This is a genomic window from Cryobacterium fucosi (genome assembly GCF_004403515.1).
GTDB lineage: Bacteria > Actinomycetota > Actinomycetes > Actinomycetales > Microbacteriaceae > Cryobacterium > Cryobacterium fucosi.
Genome location: NZ_SOHH01000056.1, coordinates 160,819 through 167,532 on the forward strand (window position 1 = coordinate 160,819; position 6,714 = coordinate 167,532).

A 6,714-nucleotide genomic window follows, 5' to 3' on the forward strand; every position below is an offset into this window, starting at 1 on the left:
CCTAGGCCTCGACCTTGACCTCGACCTCGAACAGGCGACTGGCCTGCTGGCGGTCGAGCGCCGCGCCGATCAGGCCGCGGAACAACGGATGCGCGTGGCTGGGCCGGCTCCGCAGCTCGGGGTGAGCCTGCGTGCCGACGTAGAACGGGTGCTCCTCGCGCTTGAGCTCGACATACTCGACGAGGTGGCGGTCGGGCGACGTTCCGGAGAACCACATGCCGGCATCCGCGATCTGTGCGCGGAACGCGTTGTTCACCTCGTAGCGGTGACGGTGGCGCTCGGAGGCCTCAGGGGCCCCGTAGAGCTCCGAAACGAGCGATCCCTCGGCGAGGGTGGCCGGGTAGAGGCCGAGGCGCATGGTGCCGCCCAGGTCACCGCCGGCGATGATCTCGACCTGCTCCTCCATCGTCGCGATCACGGGGAACTCGGTCTCCGGGTCGAACTCGGAGGAGGACGCGCCGTGCAGGCCCGCCTTGTTGCGCGCGTATTCGATCACCATGCACTGCAGGCCGAGGCACAGGCCGAGCACGGGGATGCCGTTTTCCCTGGCGAACCGGAGGGCGCCGAGCTTGCCCTCGATGCCGCGCACGCCGAAACCGCCGGGCACGCAGATGCCGTCGAGTTCGCTGAGGTGGCGGGCCGCGCCCTCGTCGGTCTCGCACTCGTCGGAGGCGATCCAGTCGATCTTGACCTTGGTCTGGTTGGCGAATCCGCCGGCGCGGAGGGCCTCGGTCACCGAGAGGTAGGCGTCGGGAAGGTCGATGTACTTGCCGACCAGGCCGATGGTGACCTCGTGCTTGGGCTCGCGCACGGCGTCGAGCACCTTCTGCCAGGCGGTCCAGTCGACCTTGGTGACCGGGAGGTCGAGCAGGTCGGTGATGTACCGGTCCAGGCCCTGGTCGTGCAGCATGGTGGGGATTTCGTAGATGCTGGGCACGTCGATCGCGTTGACGACGGCGTCTTCGTCCACGTCGCACATGAGCGCGATCTTGCGCTTGTTGGGCTCGGAGACGGGCCTGTCGCTGCGCAGCACGAGCGCGTCCGGCTGGATTCCGATCGAACGGAGGGCCGCGACGGAGTGCTGGGTCGGCTTGGTCTTCTGCTCGCCGGAGGCCGCCATGAACGGCACCAGGGAGACGTGCACGAAGAAGACGTTCTTGCGGCCGAGCTCGTGGCGCACCTGGCGGGCGGCCTCGAGGAACGGCTGGGACTCGATGTCGCCGACGGTGCCGCCGATTTCGGTGATGATGACGTCGGGGCGCGGGTCGTCATCGGCCTGGAGGCGCATCCGTCGCTTGATCTCGTCGGTGATGTGCGGGATGACCTGCACGGTGTCGCCGAGGTACTCGCCGCGGCGTTCCTTGGCGATCACCTGCGAGTAGACCTGGCCGGTCGTGACGTTCGCGGCCTGGTTGAGGTTGATGTCGAGGAACCGCTCGTAGTGGCCGATGTCGAGGTCGGTCTCTGCGCCGTCGTCGGTCACGAAGACCTCGCCGTGCTGGAACGGGTTCATCGTGCCCGGGTCCACGTTGAGATAGGGATCGAGCTTCTGCATGACGACGCGCAAACCGCTGGCCGTCAGGAGATTGCCGAGGCTTGCCGCCGTCAGACCCTTGCCCAATGAGGAAACAACACCGCCGGTCACGAAGATGTGCTTGACCGTTGTATTGAGATCGGTGCTGTCTGATTTGTCCGTGCTTTTATTTTCCACCACGGGCTTCGACTCTATCACTGCGGGTTGGCCGTTCTGTTGGTGCGGGCGAGGGAAATGAGCTCACGGGCGTGCTCGAGCCCGCTCGCGGAATCGGGCAGTCCGGAGAGCAGCCGGGCCATCTCGGCGGCCCGTTCGTCGCCGTGCAACTGGCGCACGCTGCTGGCCGTGACGGCGCCGTCGCTGTCCTTGACGACGCTGAGGTGGTTGCCGGCGAACGCCGCCACCTGGGCGAGGTGGGTGACCACGATCACCTGGGCGGTCTCGGCGAGCCGGGCGAGTCGCCGGCCGATCTCGATCGCCGCGGCCCCGCCGACGCCGGCATCGACCTCGTCGAAGACGAACGTGGGCACGGGGTCGGTCGCGTTGATGACCACCTCGATCGCGAGCATCACCCGGGAGAGCTCGCCGCCGGATGCCCCGCGCGCCAGGGTGCGCGCTTCGGCGCCGGCGTGCGGTCGCAGCAGGATGCGCACGAGGTCGCGGCCCGTGGCGGTGATCTCGGGGCGGCTGTCGATCTCGACGACGAGTGCGGCATCCGGCATGGCCAGAGCGCTCAGTTCCGCGGTGACGGCCGTTCCGAGGCGCTCGGCGGCGGCCAGGCGGATGCCGGTGAGCCGGTCGGCGAGGTCCTCCACGACCAGCCGGTCGGCCTCGGTCTCGGCGCGAAGGGCGTCGATGCGGTCGGTGTCGCTGTCCAGCTCGAGCAGCCGGGCACTGCCGGTATCGAGGAAGTCGATCGCCTCGTCCAGGCCGCCGTCGTGCTTGCGAGCCAGCGCGGTCAGCTCGGCCCGGCGTTCCTGCACGACCTCGAGTTCCCGGGCGCCGTCGGCGTCGAGGCCGGCGAGGTAGCTGGACAGCTGGGCGGCGACGTCGGCGACGACGAAGCCGGCATTGGCGAGGGCCTCGGCCAGCGGGGGCAGGGCCGGGTCGTGTTCGCCGGCCCTGTCGAGCTGGCGGCGGGCGGAGTCGAGCAGGGCGACGGCATCCGGGAGCCCGTCGGGGTTCTCCTCGGCGGAGAGGAATTCGCGGGCCTGCGCGGCCGCGACCCGGAGTTCCTCCAGGTTGCCGAGCCGTTCGGCGCGCGCGGCCAGCTCGTCGTCCTCGCCGCGCTGGGGGGCGATCCGTTCGATCTCGTCGATGGCATCGCGGAGTTCGACGGCCTCCTGGCTGCGCTGGTCCCGCTCGTCGACGAGCCGGGACAATTCGCTTTGGCGGTCCTGCCAACGGTGGAAGACCTCCGTGAACCGATCGAGGGTGTCCGTGAGGTCCGGGCCGGCGAACCGGTCGAGCGCCGCGCTCTGGGCGGTCGCCGACCGCAGGCGCACCTGGTCTGACTGGCCGTGCACGACGACGAGGTCGCCGCCGAGGTCACTGAGCACGCTCGCGGGGGCGCCGCGACCACCGACGACGGCCCGGCTGCGGCCCTCGGCGGAGACCGAGCGGCTGAGGATGAGTTCGGTGCCCTCGAGGTCTCCTCCCGCATCCCGCACCCGGGTGGCCACGGCGCCGTCGGCGGGGATCAGCCAGCGGCCCTCGACCCAGGTCTGGGCCTGGCCCTGGCGCACGAGCCCGGGGTCGGCGCGTTCGCCGAGCAGCAGGCCGAGCGCGGTGACGACCATGGTCTTGCCCGCGCCGGTCTCGCCCGTGACCGCGGTGAACCCCGGGCCGAGCGGGAGGGTCGCCTCGGCGATCACGCCGAGGTCCCTGATGATGAGTTCGTCGATCATGGCCGGGGCCTGCTCACGCGGGATTCCCGTACGCGGGGCTCGCTCACGCGGGGCTCATTCACGTCCGACCGGGCCTCTCCAGCCGGTCACCGGCAGGTTGAACTTGTTGACCAGGCGGTCGGTGAACGGGCCGCTGTGCAGCCGGGCCAGCCGCACCGGGATGGGCGAGCGGCGCACGATCACACGCGCCCCGGGCGGGAGGTCGTGCACGCGGCGGCCGTCGGCGCAGAGCACGGCGGCGGCGCCGGTGCGGGCGACGACCTCGACGGCCAGCGACGAATCCGGTCCGACCACGAGCGGCCGGGCGAAGAGGGCGTGCGCGCTCAGCGGCACGAGCAGCAGGGCGTCGAGGCTCGGCCAGACGATCGGGCCGCCGGCGGAGAACGCGTAGGCGGTCGACCCGGTGGGCGTGGACATGACCACGCCGTCGCAGCCGAAGGAGGAGAGCGGGCGGCCGTCGACCTCGATGACGACCTCGAGCATCCGTTCACGGCTGGCCTTCTCGACCGTGGCCTCGTTCAGCGCCCAGGTCTCATAGGTGACGTCTTCGCCGACCTTGACGCGCACGGCGAGGGTCATCCGCTCCTCGACCAGGTAGTCGCGGGACAGGGCGCGGCGCACGGCCTCGCCGAGATCGTCGCGTTCGCTCTCGGCGAGGAATCCGACGTGGCCGAGGTTGATCCCGAGCAGCGGCGCCGAGCAGCCGCGCACGATCTCCGCGGCGCGGAGGATGGTGCCGTCGCCGCCGAGCACGACGACGAGCTCGAGGTCGGTGACGTCGACCGTTTCGTGCAGGATGGCGAGCTGCCCGTCGAGCGAGGGGCACGAGGCGAGCAGATCGGCGCGTTCGTTGCGGGCCAGCACGGGCACGGCGCCGGCCGCGAGCAGCTGTTCGCACACGGTGACGGCCGCCTCGAGGGAATCCTGCCGCCCGGTGTGCGCGACGACGAGGATGTGGCGTGCTGCAGTCATGTCGTCAGGCTCCCACCAGTGCCGTTGTCCGGTCGATCCATTCTGTCGGATTCGTGCCCGCGTCGCGGCTCAGCCAGCAGAGATACTCCCGGTTGCCCGCACCGCCGGCGATCGGGGACGCGATCAGGCCATTCGTGCGGAGGCCCAGATCCCAGCCCGCCCAGAGCACACCGGCGATCGCGTCGGCGCGCAGGCCGGCGTCGTGCACGATGCCTTCCCGGATGCTGCCCTTCCCGACCTCGAATTGCGGTTTGATCAGCAGCACGAAGTCGGCGCCCTCCGCCGCGGTGGCAACCAGGGCCGGGAGCACCATCGGCAAGGAGATGAAGGAGAGGTCGGCGACCACCAGGTCGGCCGGGGTGTCGACCCCGGATGCCGCGGCGAGAGACTCCGCGGTGGAGTATCGCAGGTTGAAGCCCTCGACGAGCATGAGCCGGGGCTCGGTGGCCAGGAGCGGCGCAAGCTGCCCGTGGCCCACGTCGACGGCGAGCACGCGGGCGGCACCGCGTTCCAGCAGCACCTGGCTGAACCCTCCGGTGGACGCGCCGGCGTCGAGCACGGTGCGGCCCTGAACCGGCAGGGCGAAGGCGTCGAGCGCGGCGATGAGCTTGTGGGCTCCGCGGCTGACGTAGTGGTCGGTCGCGGCCACCTCGATCAGCTGGTTGTCGCGAACCTTGGCGGATGCCTTCACGACCGGCCTGCCGTCGACCGTGACGAGGCCGCCGGTGATCAGCTGCGCGGCCACCGTGCGGGAGCGGGCCAGGCCGCGCTCGGCGAGGGCCGTGTCGAGGCGCTGGTCCGGCGCGCGTTCGGGCAGGTCGGCATCCGTCTGGCCGCTGTCCATCGGATCAGGCTCGGTGGACTGGGCCTGGTTCTCGTCGGTCATCCGTTCACCGGTCATGCGTCGGTCGATCGCGGAACGTCGCCGCCCTCGAGGTGATCGCGCAGACGGTCGTGCAAGTGCAGGTAGGCCGCGGCGCGCTCCTCGAGCGGCTGGTTCTCGATCGCGTCGAGTGCGGAAACGAACTCCGCCGGCTCGATGGTCGTTGCGTCTGCCGACGGGGTGCGCGGCGCGGGCGTCGGTCGCGCAGTCGGGGTGGAGTGCTCTGTCACGCCTTCAACGTTACCGTCAGAGATACAGTCGCTCCGGAACATTCAGGCCGTAGATCGGGCGCCCGGAGGCCCAGATCACGGCGCAGGCGGCCCGGAGCAGGTTGATGGCGCCGTCGCCTTCGGCGACGACCTCGACGTCCGCGCCGCGCAGGCGCACCGTGGCCCCGTCGACCGTGGCCGACGTGCCGTCCTTGGAGAACACCGTCTCCGGGTACGGCTCGTGCAACTGGCGCAGGTCGTCGAGGATGTACCGGGGCCGGGAGGCGGCGTCGGCCGCGAGGGCCTGCTTCGCCTTGTCGATCCCGGTGAGCACGAGCACGGCCGGGATTCCGGCCCGGTTCGCGCCGAGGATGTCGGTGTCGAGGCGATCGCCGATGAACAGGGCCTGGCTGGCTCCGAACCGGTTGACGGCCTCGGTGAAGATGGCGACCTCCGGCTTGCCGGCCACGATCGGCAGGCGCCCGACCGCGGTGTGCACGGCGGAGACGAGGGTGCCGTTTCCCGGGGCGATGCCACGGGCAACGGGGATGGTCCAGTCGGTGTTGGTGGCGATCCAGGGGATCTCGACGCCGTCGGCGCGCGGGTGCAGCGCGAACGCGGCCTCGGCGAGGTCCTTCCAGCCGAGGTCGGGCGAGAAGCCCTGGATGACGGCGGCCGGCTTGTCGTCGGCCGACCGGGTGACCAGGAAGCCACCCTTTTCGACCTCGACGACGAGACCCTCGCCGCCGATGACGAGCACGAGCGCACCGGCCGGCACCTCGTCGGCCAGCAGGCGCACGGCGGCCTGGGGCGAGGTGACGACATCCGTCGCCACCGCCCCGAGGCCGAGTTCGCTCAGGTGGTCGGCGACGGTCTGGTCGGTTCGGGAGGCGTTGTTGGTGAGGTAGCCCACCCGCACGGTCTCGGCCGCGCGGTTGAGGCTCTCCACCGCGAACGGGATCGCTCCCGGGCCGGTGTAGACGACACCGTCGAGGTCAGCGAGCACCACGTCGACGCCGGACAGCGGGGTCAACGGCTCAGCCACGCGGCGACGCCTCAGCATCCTCGCCCTGCTGTCCGTCGTCGTCGGCCGCGCCGGTGGTCGAGCCTGCCCCGGTGGTCGAGCCCGCCCCGGTGGTCGAGCCCGCCCCGGTGGTCGAGCCCGCCCCGGTGGTCGAGCCCGCCCCGGTGGTCGAGCCCGCCCCGGTG

General features: G+C 71.1%; 6 protein-coding genes. All 6 read right to left on the reverse strand.

Annotation, left to right across the window (positions count from 1 at the left end; genetic code table 11):
* Window position 1: 1 nt before the first annotated feature.
* The 6 genes from E3T48_RS06790 to E3T48_RS06815 are packed head-to-tail and all read right to left on the reverse strand — an operon-like array spanning window position 2 to window position 6,568.
* Window positions 2–1,714, reverse strand: a complete 1,713-nt coding sequence (locus tag E3T48_RS06790; protein ID WP_134523105.1) for a CTP synthase — start codon at window positions 1,712–1,714, stop codon at window positions 2–4.
* 14 nt (window positions 1,715–1,728) lie between these two features.
* The gene (recN, locus tag E3T48_RS06795) at window positions 1,729–3,441 is read right to left on the reverse strand and encodes a DNA repair protein RecN (protein ID WP_134523107.1); all 1,713 of its coding nucleotides are present in this window, start codon (window positions 3,439–3,441) and stop codon (window positions 1,729–1,731) included.
* Between the two features lie 54 nt (window positions 3,442–3,495).
* A complete protein-coding gene (locus E3T48_RS06800) occupies window positions 3,496–4,413 on the reverse strand; it encodes an NAD kinase (protein WP_134523108.1) in 918 nt (305 codons plus the stop codon).
* A 4-nt stretch (window positions 4,414–4,417) separates the two neighbouring features.
* Window positions 4,418–5,257, reverse strand: a complete 840-nt coding sequence (locus tag E3T48_RS06805; RefSeq protein WP_134523136.1) for a TlyA family RNA methyltransferase — start codon at window positions 5,255–5,257, stop codon at window positions 4,418–4,420.
* A gap of 53 nt (window positions 5,258–5,310) precedes the next feature.
* Entirely contained in the window at window positions 5,311–5,526 is a 216-nt protein-coding gene (locus E3T48_RS06810) for a hypothetical protein (RefSeq protein WP_134523109.1), read from the reverse strand.
* A gap of 16 nt (window positions 5,527–5,542) precedes the next feature.
* Window positions 5,543–6,568, reverse strand: a complete 1,026-nt coding sequence (locus E3T48_RS06815; protein WP_134523110.1) for an HAD-IIA family hydrolase — start codon at window positions 6,566–6,568, stop codon at window positions 5,543–5,545.
* Window positions 6,569–6,714 lie beyond the last annotated feature (146 nt).

Excerpts from the sequence above, each read along its gene's own strand:
- recN (WP_134523107.1), bottom strand. The coding sequence starts at position 3,441 with ATGATCGACGAACTCATCATCAGGGACCTCGGCGTGATCGCCGAGGCG.
- E3T48_RS06800 (WP_134523108.1), bottom strand. The coding sequence starts at position 4,413 with ATGACTGCAGCACGCCACATCCTCGTCGTCGCGCACACCGGGCGGCAG.
- E3T48_RS06805 (WP_134523136.1), bottom strand. The coding sequence starts at position 5,257 with ATGGACAGCGGCCAGACGGATGCCGACCTGCCCGAACGCGCGCCGGAC.
- E3T48_RS06815 (WP_134523110.1), bottom strand. The coding sequence starts at position 6,568 with ATGCTGAGGCGTCGCCGCGTGGCTGAGCCGTTGACCCCGCTGTCCGGC.